Below are 17,880 nucleotides of genomic sequence, written 5' to 3' on the forward strand. Positions count from 1 at the left end.
GTAATATGTTCTGGCAGCTGATAAAAAAAGAATTGCTTATTATTTGGAGACGGCCAAGAGAACTGGTTGTGCTGCTGTTAATGCCTTTTATCCTTATTACGATTTTAGGAAGTGCATTAGGAGCATTAAATGATAATGAAGTAACAATAGACGCAAAACTTGCTGTTTTGTTGCAAGATAATCCGAAAACAGCACAGGAAAAAGCAATAAATGACATTCAAAATTCGTCTTTATCGGAAAAAGAAAAAGCGGAAAAAACAGCTATTATTTATTCTTTTAATCCAGTTGATATTTTTTTTAAGGAACTGACTGAAAATAAAGAGTTAAAAAAAGTGTTGAAAGTTACAGTCATAAAGGAAGGCGCACTAAAAGCAAAAGAACAAAAAAAATATAGTGGTGTTTTGGAAATTCCTTCATCGTTTTCTGAACAATTTTATCAAAAGCTCGTGCAGGGAAATGGAGAAGTAGAAAAGTGGAAATTAACAGTAAGCGACAACACTTCCTTAGAAGCAACGGTTATTCAAGATATTATCACTAATTTTCAGAAAGAGTTAACTTATGCAAAAACAGCACAGCAATTAAAAGTTGATTACACACAGCTGTCTGCAGCCCAGACAAAGGTAGGCACTATCGAAAATATCACAAAGAAAAAAAAGATAGACGCCATTTCTTATTATACAGTTGGCATGTGTGTCATGTTTGTTTTTTATGTCGCTACAACCATAGCTGGATTTGCTTATCAACAAAAAGAAGAGTATATGTATCAGCGGACATTACTCGCAAATGTATCACGCTTTTCTTATTTTGCTGGAATATTCGCTGCAACCTTTTTGCTTTCTTTTGTTCAGCTCAATGTATTGTTTGGTTTAACAGCACTCATTTATGGGGTGACCTTTCCTAATATTATTAATTATTTATGTATAACATTAGCGTTAAATGCAATGACTGCAAGCTTTGCTGTATTTATAACAAGCATTTCTTATAAACTGAATTCAAGGAATGTCGCCAATATTTTTTCAAGTTTATTTATTCCTATTCTCTCGTTTATTGGCGGAAGCTTTTTTGATGTTAGCGCTATTGGCGGTTTTATGGAGACATTGGCACAATACTCGCCGGGTGGTGCAGCAATGACCGCTTATTTAAAAGTATTTCAGGATTACTCCTTTAGCGACATTTGGAATCAAATTCAAGCAATTCTGTTATTTACTGGAGTACTAATTGTGTTAACACTTGCTTTCATTAGGAAAAGAGGGGTAGCATCATGAAGGCGATACTATGGGGAAAATATAGACAGTTTATCCGCAAGCCAGGTGCACTTATCGTAACAACAATTATGTGTATGGCGTTTGCTTTTTTGCTTGGGAAATCTTCTTTTACAAAAATAGAAGTTCCTGTTTACAGTGTAAATGGGACAGAGGATATTCACAGCATTGTAAAGGACTTAAACAAAAGCGAAAGCTATACATTTAAGGTGTTTTCGGAAGAAGAAACAAAAAAGAAAGTAGAAGAAGGCACATCAGAAGCTGGTATAGCGCTGGCAGAAAATAATTACACTCTTTATCGTATTGCTGATAGTTCTAATGTAATTGTGATCAATCGCTTTTTAGAAAAATATTATCAAAATAAACAGCAAAAGGCAGCAATGATACAATTGGCACAAAATCATCAAGATGCGGAAAAAATTTTAGCAGATAATGAAGCAAATCCAATATTGCCAGTATCATTTGACAGTGATGTTTCGGAGAAAAAATCCACTTATAATCAGGCACTTCAATCATTATTTGGCTTTACCCTATTCTTCAGCATCTATACAATCGCTTATACGGTGGTGGAAATTTTACGAGATAAGCAAAATGGTATTTGGGATCGGTTTATTTTATCTTCTACGTCGAAAACACAGCTTTATTTAGGGCATTTGCTGTTTAGTTTTATCGTAGGCTATATTCAAATCATGTTGATATTCGCTATTTTTAAATACGGTGTTGGGATAGATTTTTATGGGAACTATTATTGGGTCTTTCTCCTGATCATCCCTTATTTGTTTGCCATCGTTGCATTGGCAATTTTACTTACCGGTTTAGTAAACACAGCGAGTCAATTTAATTCGCTTATCCCGCTTATAACAGTAAGCTTTGCAATGCTTGGCGGTGCCTATTGGCCATTAGAAATAGTAACTTCCAAATTTTTATTGCTTCTATCAAAAATTATACCCATTACGTATGGCATGGAAATGCTGAATAAAGTAATCACACAGGATGCTTCCTTGTCAGAAATTCTTCTGCCAGCTGCGGTACTTCTGCTAATGGGTACACTGATGCTGGGAGTCGGCATTCGTTTGATTGAAAAAAGGCATGTATAGAAATGCCGGGGAACAGATAATGTGAACATTGGCGATTTAAAAAAAAAAAAACTATATCGATAAAAATGAAACAATCAGAGAGAAAGGTGCAACAGTTATAGGGAAAAATGCCACAACTCTCAAATCAAAAAGGGTAATAGATCGGTTCTATTTACCCTTCGTAAGTAGACTTATGCTGTGCTTTAAACGATTGCAGCAGCAAAATAGTTGCTGGAAGGAAAATAATCATTCCAATAATAAAATAGTTTTGTCTAATAGTGAATGAAAAGAGGGTCGAGGATGCAAAGAGAATACCTAATGGCATCATGACCCTCATAAAAAGCAGGCGAACGGAGCTTAATTGGGCTAAACGGGCTTTGGGTGCTTCCTTTTGAAAAGCCGCTGCACTTTGTACATTAAAAATAGGAAAAGCTATTCCTCCAAAGACCTCGCATATCCAGGCAAAGGGAATCGTTTGAACAAAAAATAAAAGGATAAAAGAGAGGCCTCCTCCTATTAAACCAACATACATGCTGTAAAATGTTATTGGAATCTTTTTCAACAAGAGTGTTCCTATCACATATCCAATTGGAAAAGCACCAGCGAATATACCATACTCCCATGCTTGTCCATTCATTGTGCCGCGGATAAATGGAATATTTAAGACAAGTGTAGCTCCTACAGCAAAATGAACGGTGGAAGAAAGAAGCGTTAACTTTACTAGCTCGCAATATTGGAAAAAAAGCCGATATCCTTTTTGCAGTTCTTCCCACCATAATTTTTTTGACCAAGAAATAGCTCTGCTTTTGCTCGTCCTTGGCAAGTATGTAAGGGAAAAATAACTGAGCAGAAATAAAAAAGCAGAAACCCCGTAAAGACAATGAAGGGGAAATGAGATAAGCAGTAAGGAAATCGCTCCGGGAGCAAGGAAGCTCATCAATCGTATAGTGCTATCCAATAACCCATTAGCTTCCACTAGCTCCTTGTCTTTGCAAATTTCCGGCAATAAGGAAAAGGAAATGCTTGCATAAATAGGCTGAACCAATCCCAATAGGCATTGTAATACAATTAAACCAATAATGGCTCCTGTTTTATGAAAAGAAAGATAACCGATCAACGGCAAAATATAAGCTGTTGCACGAATTAATTGAACAGACGAAAGCATTCTTTCCTTTGATACATAGTTGAGAAAAGGAGCGCTTATATACTGTAAAAGGATAGACGGAATATAATAAACAAGCCAAAGCGTACCCATCCATTCTTTAGAGCCTGTTAGCTCATACAATAATAATCCATTCAAAATAGCCCCGGACGCCCCGCCGAATTCGGATATAATTTCTCCCATCCATAATGCTTTAAATGCTTTCGAGTACTTTTTCATACGCCGGTTCCCAGGTAGTGATTCAGTTTTCCTGAAAAACTTTTTATTTGCGATAAGTTGGCAGAATAGATGCCTTTCTCTACTTTAATAAATTTGGCTGCTTTTAATAAAGACAACTGATGGTGCAGAGAGGTTTTGGACATGGTAAATGCAATGCTTAATTCTTGAAGTGACTGTGGTCCTTGTAAAAGCTGATAAAGCAGTTTTAAACGAAGCTCCTCTCCTAATGCTTTATGGCCGCGAATGAGATCTTTTGATGGTATTCCTGGCTCAAGCAAATATTCATCTTTTAACGGATAAAAGAAAAGTTTTGTATCTGCTGTTCGTTTTTCTAAAATCCATGGACGGTAGGAAACATGAGGAATCAGCTTAATAGTCCAGACAGAAGGCTCCGGCGCATAACGAATTCCTGCTATTCGTTCTATTTCTGCTGTAGGATTCAAATGATCAATGGAAGTGTATTGCTTTTGTTCAAAAGTTAGAGCCTGCTTCCACTTTCCCCATACTTCCAGCCGAATCATCCAGTTGTACCATTCTTGTAAAATACAATGATATAAGTCTATTATTTTTTCCTTTGGATAGTGGGTAAGTGCAAGGACATAACTTTTTAGGAAAGCATGATCGTTAAAAAAACCAGCGTAGTTTTGAAGAGAATCAGATCGATGCTGATTGGCTGCTTCTAATCGGATTTCCTCTGTAAAACGATCTTTATAAGGAAGCAATATTTTATAAAAAGAAAGACGATCTAAGCTGGAAAGTTTATGAACAAAATCTTCTATCGAAATCGCAGAAAATTCATTTTGCAGCATAATCATTCCATACCATAAGTTTGTTTCTTCGATTATTTTTAAATTTTGGATGAATGATTCTGGCATGGATGAAAGAGATTCTGTCCATTGCTCATCATAATCAAATGTATGTCGAAGCTGCGCATATGTATATCCTGATATGCCAAGAATGACCTCCCAAACTGGTGACCACTCTACCTTTAATGAAACAGTTTCCGTTTGCTGTGCAGAAAAATGGTGTTCCATTCTATTCCTCCTATTCATGTATTTATTTGTAAATTCTAATATATTTGTATCGTTTATTCAACTAAATTCGAATTTTGTTTTTGAAATGGTCTCTTGCTTAATATGCTTATCAAATTTAAAACATTTTTGCAGGGAAAAGGAGAAGGGTATAGAAATATTTGGTTATAAAGAAATTTTGAAGGGGGAAACATGAGAAAAATCACTTTAGCAAATGGGAATACAGTTGAAGCAGATTGTTTAAGTTGTGCAATAACAAGTGGAGTAATTCATCCAGATGGTGGTGTCATTACAGAGACAGAATATTTTCATGCCCATCAGGATGTTGCCTATCCAATTGAAGGTTTGGTTATTTTAGCATCAAAACGTCATATTAAATGCTTGGATGAGTTAACAGAAGAAGAAATGACTGAGTATATCTTATTACTAACGAAAATTAGAAAAGCACAGAGGGAAGTACTAGGGATAGAGTATGTTTACTATTTTTACAACGAAGATACGTCTCACCACTTTCATACATGGATGGTGCCTCGTTATGAATGGATGAATGTTTTCGGACGATCTATTGAATCCGTTAGACCAGCTTTGCTTCATGCTAGAAATAATAGGAATATGGAGAAGCATGTAAAAAAAGTGGAAAATGCGATTGGAAAGTTGAAGAAAGAATTGAATGCTTGATATATAGCTGCTTCGCGAGTGGCATTGGAAAAGAGATTGAGGCGGCGAAAAAAGAGAATGCTACTACAGAAAAAGCAAGTGATTCGGCAAGAAAAAAACCCGAATGACAGTCAAAACAGGCATTTTACGTTCAATCCATAATATACCCAGCTAATCATCAGTTGATTTATCCTACAAAACGTCAAATGAAAGGAGACGAAATGCATGAAATCAGAAAAAAAAGATTATTATGATGAAAGGCTCCTAAGCATTGATGATGAAATATGTGCACTTTTAAAAAAAAGAAAAGAAATTGGCGGCAAGCAATCAAGTATGCCGCCTGCCCGTTTCATAAATATTTGGGCGGAACAGTATGATTCGCACCAGCATTTTTTGAATATATTCTTTGGCTTAATCAGAAGAGAGGAGCAATTAAGGCTGCCAATTAAGCCAAAAGGTTACTCTAAGCATATCCCTGTTTTAAAATCAGTGGAAATAGAAGAAGTCATGTATACAATTACCCATATTCTGCAATATGAAAATGTAAGTGTTTTGCATTTTAATCAAGATACGTACAATGCCAATACAGTGCTGGATGGACAGAATCCGCTTATGAACTTCGAATTAATGATTAATCAGAGGTATGATTGCCAAATAGTTCATGGTACTGGAACAGACGGACATCGCTGCTATACCTTCAACATAACACCACCCCTCCCGGAAGATTTATCAGGACTAACCTTCATTTTTAAAGAATATAGCAATCATTTAAAGGAAGCAGAAACAGGATTAAATATTTTATTTGATTTATCCCACACTTAACGGGCAGTAAGACCCCCACCTCGGGGATGGCGAGAAATCGAGGAAGCTAGGTGGGGGATAACTGCCCGTAAAGGTCCGATAAGTGCAACTAACCATCAGTGGGGGATGAGGAAAAACCCCCACTGATGGAAGTTTACTTTATACGGTCGTTTTCCTAAGACAGTACGCCAATGCAAGTGTAGTACATGCAACAATTGATTGGGATCCGACAGCACAAGCTTGCAATCCTCCGCTATTAGAACTATTTGTGGGAGAGGAATATCACTGCAGGCCATCAGGAGGAGGAGGCATGCATGGCCATATTTCCTATGATTTTATTATTTCTCCACCATTGCCTGACGAACTTTCAGGACTAACCTTCTACTTTTATCACCTTATGGAAAAAGACGGGCAAAATATCAGAACAGTATTCGTTATTTCAATAGATTAGCATGCTTAAAATCCTAGGTAAGAGAAAGGATCGCCGATATGCATACGTTACGCCTATTAAAAAAAGAGGAAAAAGAATTTCTTTTAGACATGATATACGAATCGGTCCATATATCAGAAAATAAAAAGCCATCTAGAGATGAATTGTTAAATGAAAAAGGTCTGAAAAAATATCATGAAGATTGGGGGAAAGAAGGAGACAAAGCGTTTATAGCATTAGACCAATATAAACAACCAATTGGTGCTGTTTGGCATCGTTTATTTGACAGCAGCAATAAAGGTTATGGGTTTATTGATGAAATTACACCGGAATTAGGCATTGCTATAATGAAAAACGCACGTGGGCTAGGAATAGGAACCGAGTTAATGAAAAAAATAATCGAAGAAGCAAAAAAAGACTGCTATCCATCCCTTTCACTAAGTGTAGATCCAGAGAATGAACAGGCCGTTCAGATTTATAAAAAATTAGGATTTAGAGAAGTGGAAATAGTAGGGACTTCCGTCACAATGGTATTATTATTCAGCTAGTGGTCCTATTTAGCTAGGGATTTTGCAAAATGAAAGTAACAGGTAAAAAAATAATTGTCAATTGTAAAATAAAGATAGATGGAGATGAAAATAGTTGGAACTAAAGGGGAAAACGGTGTATCTTATCCGCCATTGTGAGGCAGATGGCCAGGAGCCAGAAGCTGAATTAACAAGTATCGGTTTATTGCAGGCAAAAAAGTTAGCGGATTTTTTCAGAGATAAAAAAATAGAATCTATCATATCCAGCCCATATCAAAGAACCATTCAATCGATTACCCCTTTAGCAAAGAAATTAAATATAAGGATTACAACAGATAAAAGATTAACGGAAAGAGTTCTGTGTGCTACTCCTCATCCAAACTGGCTGGTTATGCTGGAAAATACTTTTTGGGATGAAGAGCTTGTTTACGAGGGTGGTGAATCTAGTAAGGAAGCGATGAAGCGAGGTGTATCAGTTCTTAAGGAATGTCTTTATCAAAATATTGACAATATAGTGATTGTGACACATGGGAATTTGATAACGTTAATATTAAGATATTTTGATGCCGAATTTGGATTTACTCAGTGGAGAGAGTTATCGAATCCAGATGTATACGAACTAATTTTTCTAGAGGAAAAAACCTTGATTAAACGACTTTGGCAAAGAGAAGAATAGGAAGGCTTCAGCATATGCACGATGGGATGTAACAGGGGGGATTTCTATGAAAATAGTAAAAAAAGTATATGGTTATATTACAAGAATGAAAGATTCCAGGCCACAGATTCTAGTCTTTGAACATTCGATTAGAGAAGCTGGAATTCAGATCCCAAAAGGTACGGTGGAAAGAAATGAAAACACGTTTGATGCAGTTATTCGAGAAGTAAAAGAAGAAACAGGGTTGAAGAATATAGAAGTAGAAGCATTGCTTGCAGATGATCATTGGGAATACAAAAAAGGGATTATTCATCATCGTTTTTTTTATAAAATAAATGTGATGGATGAGAGAGAAGGTTGGGAGCATCAGCCAACCGGCGGCGGATCGGAAGATGGATTGCTCTTTCGGCTTTTTTGGATTTCTTCCCCTGAAGAGGTAGATTTAGTCAGAGGGCATGGTGATTATTTGCATTTGATTTTTACATAGATAAATAGAAAGGAGAATAATCGAATGGAAGGTAAAAATAATTTTCACCGTGCATTTGGGGTGTATGGCATTCTCTATGAAAAAGGCAAATTGCTAGTGATCAGTAAAAAGCGTGGACCCTATGCTAATCGATTTGATATGCCGGGAGGAAGTCTAGAACATGGGGAAAGTCTCACTGCTGCTATGAAAAGAGAATTTTTGGAGGAAACAGGTGTAGAGATTACGGTGAAAGAAAACATCGGCGCAATTGATTTCATGTTTCCATGCAAATGGAGAGAATTTACACATGTCCACCATATTGCTGTTTTTTATACAGTAGTAAAAATAGGCGGGAAGCTTACGGAGCCAGTGCAATTTGAAGGCCAGGATTCTTTAGGTGCCTTATGGATTTCGGAAGAGGAAGCTACTATAGAAAATGCTTCGCCTCTTGTGCTAAAGGCTTTTGAGTGGCTGAAAACAGGAAAATTGGATATTCATGTGACATGGTTTGAACATTGGGAAGTAAAAAAAGTGTAAGCACCTAGTTTTTTGACGTACAAAACTAACGAAGGAGTTCTACATGTTTATACATAAAATAAACGAAAATTTATCATTAAAATTAATCGAATTAAGGGATGGAAATGAGCTATTTCAATTAACAAACAGCTCTAGAATCTATTTGCGTAAATGGCTTCCATGGTTGGATGCTACTGTTAAATTAGAAGATACACAGTCTTTTATTAATGGCTGTTTGCAAGGATATGCAGATAATAAGAGCATGAACACAGTGATTTTATGGAAAGGGAAAATTGCTGGAATAGCAGGGTATAATCAAATAAACTGGTCCAACCAAACAGCTTATATCGGCTATTGGCTTGGTAAAAGCTTTCAAGGACACGGGATTATGACACAAGTGGCTTCTGCGCTGACGGAGTACGCTTTAAAGGAACTAAATCTAAATAAAGTGGAAATAAGAGCAGCTGTTAAAAATTCCAAAAGCAGAGCAATACCAAAAAGATTAGGGTTCCAACAGGAAGGATGCATCCGGCAGGCTGAATGGTTGTATGATCATTATGTAGATCACGTTGTATATGGAGTTTTGCGAGAGGAATGGAAAAGGAGAAGTAAGGAATAAATAGAAGTAAAGGCATTATCTTGAAAAGGTATGAACGGACTAAATCCCCTTCAGGCTCAAAGGAAACCATCTTTTTAAATGATCGATTACACTTTTTGCTTGAAGGGGAGAAATGTTTAGTTATTTAATTTAATTGTATCCGCCTTGCGAAATCAGTAAATTTAAATTTATCAGGTCTGTGCCTTGATTCACTGTACTGAAACAAGCTTCCATCCTGCAGGTGAACGGTGCTCTTTACTACTGCAACCATATTATAATTCTCTAAGTCAAGCATACGTCGATCTTCTTCGCTGCATGGCTCTACTGTAATTTCTTTATTGGCAAATCCTATTTGCAGTCCTATTTCTTCTTCAATATGCTTGTAAATGGAGTCTTGACAACTTTCTTTTGTCAAAAAGGGAATGTAAGTATTATTAAAATAATCCTTATCCAAGATAATTTTTTTCCCTTCTATTTCTCTAGTCCTAACTACCTTCCAAACCATTTCATCGCCTGTTAAATCCAACTGCTTTTTCAAAAAGGAATTGGAGGGAACGAGCTCAAGCGTTTGCACGAAGGTATTAGTCCTCAAATTTAATTTTCCAGCAAGTTCCTTAAAACTGGTTAATCCTGATACTGGAAAATCGAATTTACTAAAATCCATGACAAAGGAGCCTTTTCCCTTGATTTTGAGAATATACCCATTTTGCTCCAATACATGCAAAGCTTTACGCACCGTATCTCTGGACATTTCATATTGTTCCATTAGGCAGCTTTCTGAAGGCAGCTTAGAGTTGGTAAGATAAGATCCATTTTCAATTTTAGAAACGATATCACTATAAAGCGTTACATATTTACTGCTCATTTCCATCACCATAACAAAGTATTTTATCCCACTCTTAACGGGCAGTAAAACCCCCACCTCGGGGATACTGAGAAATCGAGGAAGCTAGGTGGGGGATAACTGCCCGTAAAGATCCGATAAGTTCAACTAACCATCAGTGGGGGATGAACAAAACCCCCGCTGATGGAAGGTTCACTTTATAACGTCGATTTTTTAAAAAGATAAATAACAGATTCGTACGGACGGAGAATCATTGTTGGTTGTGGATCGCTGGAATTTTGATAGTTTGACAACAAAATCTGGCTTTCATAGCCAACAATATTTTGTTCAGGCATCTCGAATGTACTTTCTTGCCCGTAAAAGTTATTAATAACCAGCAATACCTCATCCTTGTAGCTTCGAGTATAGGCATAGATGTTCTCGTCCTCAGGCATGAGCTCGTTATAATCCCCATAAGCAACCACATCGTATTCTTTTCTTAAAGCGATTAATTTTTGATAATGGTAAAAAACAGAATCTTTCTCTTCCAGCGCCATTTCTGCATTTATGCTCTTGTAATTCTCCGCTAATGGAATCCAAGGAGTACCTGATGTAAAACCGGCATTAGTCGAACTGCTCCATTGCATTGGGGTTCTCGAATTATCTCTCGATTTTGTCTGAAGGATGGAGATAATTTCTTTCTCTTCTTTTCCTTCTGCTCTTAGGATATTGTAATAATTGATGGATTCAACATCCTTATATTGATCAATAGTTGAAAAATAAGGATTTGTCATTCCAAGCTCTTCACCTTGATAAATATAGGGAGTTCCTCTTAGCATTTGAATGCTCGTAGCAAGCATCTTTGCCGATTCCTTTCGATACTTTATATCATCACCAAAACGGGAAACGATGCGCGGCTGGTCATGATTGCACCAGAAGAGAGCATTCCATCCATTTCCTTCCTGCATTCCGTATTGCCAAGAACTAAGAATTTCTTTTAATTTTATAAAATCAAAGTCTATTGTTGTCCATTTTTCTCCATTCTCATAATCTACCTTTAAATGATGAAAGCTGAACACCATGGATAATTCTTTTTCTTCAGGATGAGAATATCTTACGCAATGTTCTATTGAGGTAGAGGACATTTCTCCAACCGTGATAATATCTTCAAATTTTCCAAAGGTCTTTTCATTCAGTTCTTTCAGATAATTATGGATTTTCGGACCATCTGTATAAAATCTGCGCCCATCTCCAACGATATCATCTTGGAATGCTTCCGGCTTCGAAATAAGATTAATCACATCAAGACGAAAGCCTTTCACGCCTTTTTCCAGCCAAAATTCTACAACTTCAAATATTTCCTGTTTCACCTTGGGATTTTCCCAGTTTAGGTCTGCTTGTGTCACATCAAATAAATGAAGATAGTATTCTCCATATTTTTCGGAATATTCCCAAGCTGAACCACCAAATTTAGATATCCAATTAGTTGGCGGGCCGCCGTCAACATTGGGCTCCTTAAAAATATAATAGTCTTTATAGGTTGGATCGCCTTTTTGTGCTTTTTGAAACCAATCGTGCTCTGTGGAGGTATGGTTAAATACCATATCCATCATAATATCCATGTTCCTTTTTTTTGCCTCGGATACTAGCAGGTCAAAATCTTCCATGGTACCAAAACGAGGATCAATGGAAATATAATCTGCTACATCATATCCATTGTCTTTCTGGGGAGAAACATAAAAAGGAGTAATCCAAAGATAGTCTACACCCAGCAATTTTAAATAATCGAGCTTTTCTATAATTCCCTTTAAATCGCCAAGTCCATCTCCATCTGAATCGTTGAACGACTTAGGATATATTTGATAAACGATGCTTTTTTTAAAATCCTTCATAGGTAAACCTCCTTAAAGTAAAAAAAGGGAGATTTCTCTCCCCACTTATATAGATTTTGCTTTTGAAAGCTTTGATCTTCCTTTTAACTGAAACTGTGGTTTTTTCGAAAGAATAATCGTAAGCAAGAAAGGAACAACGATTGCGACCAGCATAGCCACTGCAAACATTAGCATGTGCTGAGGCTGTATGGATAGGATTCCAGGAATTCCTCCAACCCCAATTGAGTTTGCCATTACACCAGATCCTACCGAGACTACACCAGCAATTAATGAACCAGTCATTCCTGCAATGAATGGAAATCCATATTTTAAGTTTATCCCAAAGATGGCTGGTTCTGTTACACCTAGGTAACAGGAGATAGTAGCTGGGATAGAAATTTGTTTTTCTTCTTCATTTTTTCTGTTTAAGTATACCATAGCCAAAACTGCTGAACCTTGAGCGATATTGGATAGAGCGATCATCGGCCAAAGGTTGGTTCCACCAAATTGCCCCATTAACTGAAGGTCGATTGCATTGGACATATGGTGCAGCCCTGTAATAACAAGGGGTGCGTAGAAAAATCCGAATACGGCGCCAAATAACCAGCCGAAAGAGGAAGTAAGACCAGCATATATACCAGCAGATACAACAGCACCTATTTTCCAGCCGATTGGACCAAGGACAGTGTGAGCAATAATAACAGTCGGCAATAAGGATAAGAAAGGAACAACAATCATGGAAATTGAGTTTGGCGTAATAACACGAAGCTTGCGTTCTAGGAAAGTAAGCAGCAACCCTGCTAAAATCGCCGGAATTACTTGTGCCTGATAGCCAATCATTTCGACCTGTGCAAATCCGAAATCCCAAACTGGTATGTCTTTTGCTGTTGCAACTGCATAGGCATTAAGCAATTGCGGTGATACTAGCGTTAGTCCAAGGACAATCCCTAGAATTTGGGTTGTACCCATTTTCTTAGCTATTGCCCATGTAATCCCAACAGGTAGGAAATGGAATATTGCTTCGCCAATTAACCATAAGAAGGAATGCACTCCACTCCAGAATTGTGAAATCTCAACAAGCGTTTTCGTACCGTCAGCCGCCAGCTTAATATCTCCAATAATATTTCGAAACCCAAGGATAAGCCCACCAACAACGATTGCTGGAATTAATGGAGAAAATATTTCTGCCAAATGTGCAATCATTCTTTGAATCCAGTTCATATTCTGCTTAGCTGCATCCTTTACTTGATCCTTCGAAGCTTCACTAACGCCAGAAACTTTGATAAATTCATTATAAAAAGTGGATACTTCGTTTCCAACGATAACCTGGAATTGACCTGCCTGTGTAAAAGTGCCTTTTACTAGTTTAATAGCTTCTATGTTGCTGACATCCGCTTTGCTTGGGTCATTTAAAACAAATCTCATTCTTGTCGCACAATGTGTAACGGTAGAAATATTTTCTTTTCCTCCGATATATTGAAGCAATTCTTTTGCAGGATCTGTATACTTGCTCATCCGGTTTTCTCCCCTTCATTTATTAATGAGATAACAAGTTTGTGAAACGCTTTCATAATAGATTAAAAAATAAGAGCGGTTTCATTTTTAAAAATATAACGCTTTCATAAGGATGTAAAAAATATAGTGTTTCTCATCATCCTGTACGTATAGGTTTTGTTTACGTTTTCATTTTATCTTGTACGTACAGCTTTGTCAACAAGTTTTAAGAAAATTTATAAAAATAAGAGGGGGGGGTTAAATCCAGTGTTTGAATAATTGGAAGTGGTTTTGGGTTAATGTACTTGAACTAAAACTAAAACATAATGTCCAACAGCAAAAACAGGCCGACAAATATCAGCCTGTCAAAATAGCGTTCAAATATAAAATTCAAGAAGATAATTTTTCAATAATCATTCGTTTGCCTGTATTTAATGTAAATTCAAAGCGATCAGTAATTTTTTCATTATAATAGAAGTGATGATTGACGCTACATAAACCGTCTTGATTGTCAAAAATCATCATGTTTACACCACTTTTGCGTTTTACATCTTTTAGGAATGTTAATTGATTGTAGCAGTAGATACAGTCATAAATGGAGAAATTCAGTGTGTTGAGCGTTGTTAAAAATTGATAAAAGCTGTCATCACTGATTTCTTCTAACAATCTTTCTAACGCGAAAACGAGGTGCTTGCGAATTCGAATAGTATCTTGGTTTTTAAGGGAAAGGATTGATCCTGAAGCGTTGACTCTTCCGTCATCCAACAATATACCTTTACGCCAATTATTTAATGATAAAAATTCAATTTCTTGATGCGTGTATTCATCTAAATTAGATGCTTCTTCTGTTTCGTCATCAAAAAAAATCCATTGATCATTTATATATTCAACAGTTCCCATGGTAAAAGCACGGGATTGATACTCAATCAATTTTAAACGCTGCTGTTTCATTATTAACCTCCTATTTATTCCCTTAAATTATTTGTAGACATAAGTTGCATTTTTTAAACTATAAATTAGTTGTTTTTTATTTCATACCGCTTAAACAGTGTGATTTCAGCATTTCTTTTATCCTAAAAAGAAGAGGATGAATTAGTTTCCTATGGACAAATAACCATTTTCATCTTTCCGCATAGAATACTGCATATTGATTGGTATCTTATCAAAAATTCCACGAAGAAGGGATGATAATCAATGTGTGGAATAACAGGTTGGGTTGATTACAAAAAAGACTTAAGAAAAGAAGAGGATACATTATCAGTAATGGCAGAAACATTGGCGAAAAGAGGACCAGATGACACAAATGTATGGTCTGCACTGCATGCAGGATTTGGTCATAAACGTCTAGTTGTAGTAGACCCACTCAATGGTATTCAACCGATGACGAAAGAGAAATCAGGTTTTCATTATACAATTTGCTATAACGGTGAGTTGTACAACACAGAAGACATAAGAAAAGAATTGCTAATAAAAGGATATTCATTTCAAGGTCATTCTGATACAGAAGTTTTATTAGCTTCTTATATCGAATGGGGTGAAGATTGCTTACAATACTTAAATGGAATATTTGCATTTGCGGTTTGGGATGAAAAAAGAAACAGCTTATTTATTGGAAGAGATCGTTTAGGGGTAAAGCCAGTATTTATTGCAGAAGTAGGAACTGGATTTATTTTTGGTTCGGAAATCAAAGCATTATTAGCGCATCCACATGTAAAAGCAGAATTAGATCGTGAAGGATTGGCAGAAGTATTTGCATTAGGACCTTCCCACACGCCAGGTTCTGGAATTTTTAAAGGAATTAAAGAATTGCGGCCAGGTCATGCGTTGAAATTTTCACAAGATGGTTTGAAAATCTGGCGTTATTGGAATGTGAAAAGTGAACAACATGAAGACTCTTTTGAAGAAACAGTAGAAAAAGTACGCTTCTTATTTAAAGATGCTGTGACAAGGCAGCTTGTTTCTGATGTCCCGCTTAGCACTTTTTTATCTGGAGGTGTAGATTCAAGTGCAATTACTGCGATTGCTTCAAATGAATATCAACAAACAGGAAAAGGGCCGCTCCATACTTATTCTATTGACTATGAAGGCAATGATAAATTTTTTAAAGCAAATGAATTTCAGCCAAATTCAGATGGTGTTTATATAAAAAAAATGACCGATACATTTGGAACCGTTCATCATAATTGTGTGATTACACAGGATACATTGGCGCAATTTTTGCATGAAGCTGTTATCGTTAGAGATGTCCCTGGAATGGCAGATGTGGACTCTTCTTTATTATGGTTCTGCCGGGAAATAAAAAAAGATTTTGTTGTTAGTTTATCAGGTGAATGTGCAGATGAAATTTTTGGAGGCTACCCATGGTTTAGAAGAGAAGCAGATTTAGCCCGCGGCGGCTTTCCTTGGATGCGGTCTATTCAAGAAAGACAGGGGTTATTAAAAGGTGATTGGGGCAAAAAATTAAAATTAGAAGAGTATATGCTGGATAAGTATAATCAGACATTGGCGGAAACTCCAAAATTAGACGGAGAAAGCAAGGAAGATGCAAAACGAAGAGAATTATTTTATCTGAATCAGCTCTGGTTTATGACCACATTATTAGAAAGAAAAGACCGGATGAGCATGGGGGCAAGCTTGGAAGTGCGTGTACCCTTTGCCGACCACCGTCTAGTAGAATATGTATGGAATGTACCTTGGGAAATGAAAAACTATCAAAATAGAGAAAAGGGATTATTGCGTAAAGCACTAGAAGGAATTCTCCCAGATGAAATTCTTTATCGCAAAAAAAGTCCTTATCCGAAAACGCATCATCCTGTTTATACAAAAACAGTGAAAGCTATGCTGACTGACATTTTAGCCGATAAAAGCTCTGCTTTATATGAATTCTTTGATAAAGAGCGGTTAACTCAAATTATTGAAACAGAAGGTTCTGCCTTTAAAGAACCATGGTTTGGCCAGCTGATGACAGGTCCGCAGCTCCTTGCTCATTTAACGCAAATGCATTATTGGTTTAAGGAGTATAATATTAATGTGGTAGATTGATGGCAAGGCTGTCGACAAGCGTTTGCATTAGTCTGAAAGTCTTCCCATCATAATAGTGCTGCTTGCTAAACCTAGTTCAAAAATGAACTAGGTTTTTTACTTTGAAAAGAATGTATGTTCGTTTATACTTGAAGGATAATAGACAGAAGAAGGAGTAGAAATGGAACCTTTAAAGAATATATATAATCAAACATTTATAGAAAGATTAGGGAAAAAGATAAAACAGCAATGCAGTTTTTTTGATGAGCAGCTTTTTTGTGCTTCCATCTATCAAAAAGATTGGGAAGAGCTTGCATTAAAAGAAAGAATGCGCAGGATTACGATTTCTATGCATGAGGCGCTGCCGCTGGATTATGAGGACAATTTAGCTTGTTTTTATAACATAGCTCCTTCCTTTAAAGGATTGGGGGGAATTATTTTTCCAGATTATGTGGAAGTTTACGGGTTAAATAACTGGGAGCAATCTATTGCTGCATTGGAATTTTTAACAGAGTATTCTACTTCTGAATTTGCTGTTCGACCCTTTCTATTAAAAGATCAAGAAAGAATGCTAGAGCAAATGCAAATTTGGACTCAGAGTGAAAATGAACATGTACGCAGGTTGGCAAGTGAAGGCTGCCGTCCAAGATTGCCATGGGGAATGTCAATTCCAAGCCTGAAGAAAGATCCATCTCCAGTTCTTCCGGTATTAGAGGCTTTAAAAACAGACGAATCTTTATATGTTCGAAAAAGTGTCGCAAATAATCTTAATGATATTTCGAAAACACATCCTGATTTAGTAATAGATCTGGCAACTGCTTGGCATGGGGAAAATACTTATACAAATTGGATTGTGAAACATGCGTGCCGAACGATGTTAAAAAAGGGGGAAGCTCGAGTCTTAGCTATTTTTGGATATGATGCAGGGGAGTCGGTAGAATTAACTTCTGTTCATTGCGAGGCGGAGCAGGTCTCCATTGGAGAAAGCATTTCTTTTTCGTTTGAGGTTTTCTCTTCCATACAAAAGAAAATAAGAGTCGAGTATGCAATAGATTACGTAAAGGCAAATGGAAAACGCAGCAGAAAAGTGTTTCATTTATCTGAAACAGTATTAGAAGAAGGAAAAAGGAAACGCTATTTCAAGACCCATTCTTTTAAAGATTTAACAACAAGAAGACATTATCCAGGAAACCATACCCTTACGGTCATCCTAAATGGAAAAGAAAAAGCTTCCTTTAATTTTGATATACACATGCAGACGAAATAAAAAA

At 36.6% G+C, this 17,880-nt stretch carries 18 protein-coding genes; 12 read left to right on the forward strand and 6 right to left on the reverse strand.

Going from position 1 to position 17,880, the window contains the following annotated elements:
- Nucleotides 1-5 precede the first annotated feature (5 nt).
- A complete protein-coding gene (locus ACTYBU_RS01165; protein WP_445486622.1) occupies nt 6-1,265 on the forward strand; it encodes an ABC transporter permease in 1,260 nt (419 codons plus the stop codon).
- Nucleotides 1,262-2,359 carry an ABC transporter permease gene (locus ACTYBU_RS01170; protein WP_445486623.1) on the forward strand — a complete coding sequence of 366 codons (1,098 nt, stop codon included), beginning with the start codon at nt 1,262-1,264 and terminating at the stop codon, nt 2,357-2,359. The genes ACTYBU_RS01165 and ACTYBU_RS01170 overlap by 4 nt, the downstream gene beginning before the upstream one ends.
- Before the next feature lie 151 nt (nt 2,360-2,510).
- Here ACTYBU_RS01170 and ACTYBU_RS01175 read toward each other — a convergent pair whose 3' ends face one another.
- Together ACTYBU_RS01175 and ACTYBU_RS01180 are read right to left on the reverse strand one after the other, a co-directional pair.
- Complete coding sequence (locus tag ACTYBU_RS01175) at nt 2,511-3,719, reverse strand: MFS transporter (RefSeq protein ID WP_445486624.1); 1,209 nt, start codon at nt 3,717-3,719, stop codon at nt 2,511-2,513.
- Nucleotides 3,716-4,753, reverse strand: a complete 1,038-nt coding sequence (locus tag ACTYBU_RS01180; protein ID WP_445486625.1) for an ArsR family transcriptional regulator — start codon at nt 4,751-4,753, stop codon at nt 3,716-3,718. The genes ACTYBU_RS01175 and ACTYBU_RS01180 overlap by 4 nt, the downstream gene beginning before the upstream one ends.
- Before the next feature lie 189 nt (nt 4,754-4,942).
- Between ACTYBU_RS01180 and ACTYBU_RS01185 the strand changes: the two genes are divergently transcribed.
- The 8 genes from ACTYBU_RS01185 to ACTYBU_RS01220 all read left to right on the forward strand — a co-directional run bounded on the left by ACTYBU_RS01185 (nt 4,943) and on the right by ACTYBU_RS01220 (nt 9,421).
- Nucleotides 4,943-5,428 carry an HIT family protein gene (locus ACTYBU_RS01185; RefSeq protein ID WP_445486626.1) on the forward strand — a complete coding sequence of 162 codons (486 nt, stop codon included), beginning with the start codon at nt 4,943-4,945 and terminating at the stop codon, nt 5,426-5,428.
- A 204-nt stretch (nt 5,429-5,632) separates the two neighbouring features.
- A complete protein-coding gene (locus ACTYBU_RS01190) occupies nt 5,633-6,229 on the forward strand; it encodes a hypothetical protein (RefSeq protein WP_445486627.1) in 597 nt (198 codons plus the stop codon).
- Between the two features lie 289 nt (nt 6,230-6,518).
- Nucleotides 6,519-6,659, forward strand: coding sequence for a hypothetical protein (locus ACTYBU_RS01195; protein WP_445486628.1), 141 nt, complete (start codon nt 6,519-6,521; stop codon nt 6,657-6,659).
- Nucleotides 6,660-6,697: 38 nt separating this feature from the next.
- Nucleotides 6,698-7,186, forward strand: coding sequence for a GNAT family N-acetyltransferase (locus ACTYBU_RS01200; RefSeq protein ID WP_445486629.1), 489 nt, complete (start codon nt 6,698-6,700; stop codon nt 7,184-7,186).
- 94 nt (nt 7,187-7,280) lie between these two features.
- Entirely contained in the window at nt 7,281-7,841 is a 561-nt protein-coding gene (locus tag ACTYBU_RS01205) for a histidine phosphatase family protein (protein WP_445486630.1), read from the forward strand.
- 46 nt (nt 7,842-7,887) lie between these two features.
- A complete protein-coding gene (locus ACTYBU_RS01210; protein WP_445486631.1) occupies nt 7,888-8,307 on the forward strand; it encodes an NUDIX hydrolase in 420 nt (139 codons plus the stop codon).
- 24 nt (nt 8,308-8,331) lie between these two features.
- Nucleotides 8,332-8,823 carry an NUDIX hydrolase gene (locus tag ACTYBU_RS01215; protein ID WP_445486632.1) on the forward strand — a complete coding sequence of 164 codons (492 nt, stop codon included), beginning with the start codon at nt 8,332-8,334 and terminating at the stop codon, nt 8,821-8,823.
- A gap of 43 nt (nt 8,824-8,866) precedes the next feature.
- The gene (locus tag ACTYBU_RS01220; RefSeq protein ID WP_445486633.1) at nt 8,867-9,421 is read left to right on the forward strand and encodes a GNAT family N-acetyltransferase; all 555 of its coding nucleotides are present in this window, start codon (nt 8,867-8,869) and stop codon (nt 9,419-9,421) included.
- A 124-nt stretch (nt 9,422-9,545) separates the two neighbouring features.
- Here the strand turns inward: ACTYBU_RS01220 and treR are convergent, their stop codons facing one another.
- The 4 genes from treR to ACTYBU_RS01240 form a co-directional block, all read right to left on the reverse strand.
- Nucleotides 9,546-10,265, reverse strand: a complete 720-nt coding sequence (gene treR / locus ACTYBU_RS01225) for a trehalose operon repressor (protein ID WP_445486634.1) — start codon at nt 10,263-10,265, stop codon at nt 9,546-9,548.
- 176 nt (nt 10,266-10,441) lie between these two features.
- A complete protein-coding gene (gene treC, locus ACTYBU_RS01230) occupies nt 10,442-12,115 on the reverse strand; it encodes an alpha,alpha-phosphotrehalase (protein ID WP_445486635.1) in 1,674 nt (557 codons plus the stop codon).
- Nucleotides 12,116-12,160: 45 nt separating this feature from the next.
- Entirely contained in the window at nt 12,161-13,609 is a 1,449-nt protein-coding gene (treP, locus tag ACTYBU_RS01235) for a PTS system trehalose-specific EIIBC component (protein WP_445486636.1), read from the reverse strand.
- A 369-nt stretch (nt 13,610-13,978) separates the two neighbouring features.
- Entirely contained in the window at nt 13,979-14,542 is a 564-nt protein-coding gene (locus ACTYBU_RS01240) for a DUF2777 domain-containing protein (RefSeq protein WP_445486868.1), read from the reverse strand.
- Nucleotides 14,543-14,782: 240 nt separating this feature from the next.
- On the opposite strand from ACTYBU_RS01240, the gene asnB reads away from it, so the two are divergent.
- Nucleotides 14,783-16,630, forward strand: a complete 1,848-nt coding sequence (asnB, locus tag ACTYBU_RS01245; RefSeq protein WP_445486637.1) for an asparagine synthase (glutamine-hydrolyzing) — start codon at nt 14,783-14,785, stop codon at nt 16,628-16,630.
- A gap of 160 nt (nt 16,631-16,790) precedes the next feature.
- Nucleotides 16,791-17,876, forward strand: a complete 1,086-nt coding sequence (locus ACTYBU_RS01250; protein ID WP_445486638.1) for a DNA alkylation repair protein — start codon at nt 16,791-16,793, stop codon at nt 17,874-17,876.
- Nucleotides 17,877-17,880 lie beyond the last annotated feature (4 nt).

The sequence above is a fragment of the Niallia sp. 03133 genome, assembly GCF_052663225.1.

Excerpts from the sequence above, each read along its gene's own strand:
- ACTYBU_RS01165 (WP_445486622.1), top strand. The coding sequence starts at position 6 with ATGTTCTGGCAGCTGATAAAAAAAGAATTGCTTATTATTTGGAGACGG.
- ACTYBU_RS01170 (WP_445486623.1), top strand. The coding sequence starts at position 1,262 with ATGAAGGCGATACTATGGGGAAAATATAGACAGTTTATCCGCAAGCCA.
- ACTYBU_RS01175 (WP_445486624.1), bottom strand. The coding sequence starts at position 3,719 with ATGAAAAAGTACTCGAAAGCATTTAAAGCATTATGGATGGGAGAAATT.
- ACTYBU_RS01180 (WP_445486625.1), bottom strand. The coding sequence starts at position 4,753 with ATGGAACACCATTTTTCTGCACAGCAAACGGAAACTGTTTCATTAAAG.
- ACTYBU_RS01185 (WP_445486626.1), top strand. The coding sequence starts at position 4,943 with ATGAGAAAAATCACTTTAGCAAATGGGAATACAGTTGAAGCAGATTGT.
- ACTYBU_RS01190 (WP_445486627.1), top strand. The coding sequence starts at position 5,633 with ATGAAATCAGAAAAAAAAGATTATTATGATGAAAGGCTCCTAAGCATT.
- ACTYBU_RS01195 (WP_445486628.1), top strand. The coding sequence starts at position 6,519 with ATGCATGGCCATATTTCCTATGATTTTATTATTTCTCCACCATTGCCT.
- ACTYBU_RS01200 (WP_445486629.1), top strand. The coding sequence starts at position 6,698 with ATGCATACGTTACGCCTATTAAAAAAAGAGGAAAAAGAATTTCTTTTA.
- ACTYBU_RS01210 (WP_445486631.1), top strand. The coding sequence starts at position 7,888 with ATGAAAATAGTAAAAAAAGTATATGGTTATATTACAAGAATGAAAGAT.
- ACTYBU_RS01215 (WP_445486632.1), top strand. The coding sequence starts at position 8,332 with ATGGAAGGTAAAAATAATTTTCACCGTGCATTTGGGGTGTATGGCATT.
- ACTYBU_RS01220 (WP_445486633.1), top strand. The coding sequence starts at position 8,867 with ATGTTTATACATAAAATAAACGAAAATTTATCATTAAAATTAATCGAA.
- treR (WP_445486634.1), bottom strand. The coding sequence starts at position 10,265 with ATGAGCAGTAAATATGTAACGCTTTATAGTGATATCGTTTCTAAAATT.
- treC (WP_445486635.1), bottom strand. The coding sequence starts at position 12,115 with ATGAAGGATTTTAAAAAAAGCATCGTTTATCAAATATATCCTAAGTCG.
- treP (WP_445486636.1), bottom strand. The coding sequence starts at position 13,609 with ATGAGCAAGTATACAGATCCTGCAAAAGAATTGCTTCAATATATCGGA.
- asnB (WP_445486637.1), top strand. The coding sequence starts at position 14,783 with ATGTGTGGAATAACAGGTTGGGTTGATTACAAAAAAGACTTAAGAAAA.
- ACTYBU_RS01250 (WP_445486638.1), top strand. The coding sequence starts at position 16,791 with ATGGAACCTTTAAAGAATATATATAATCAAACATTTATAGAAAGATTA.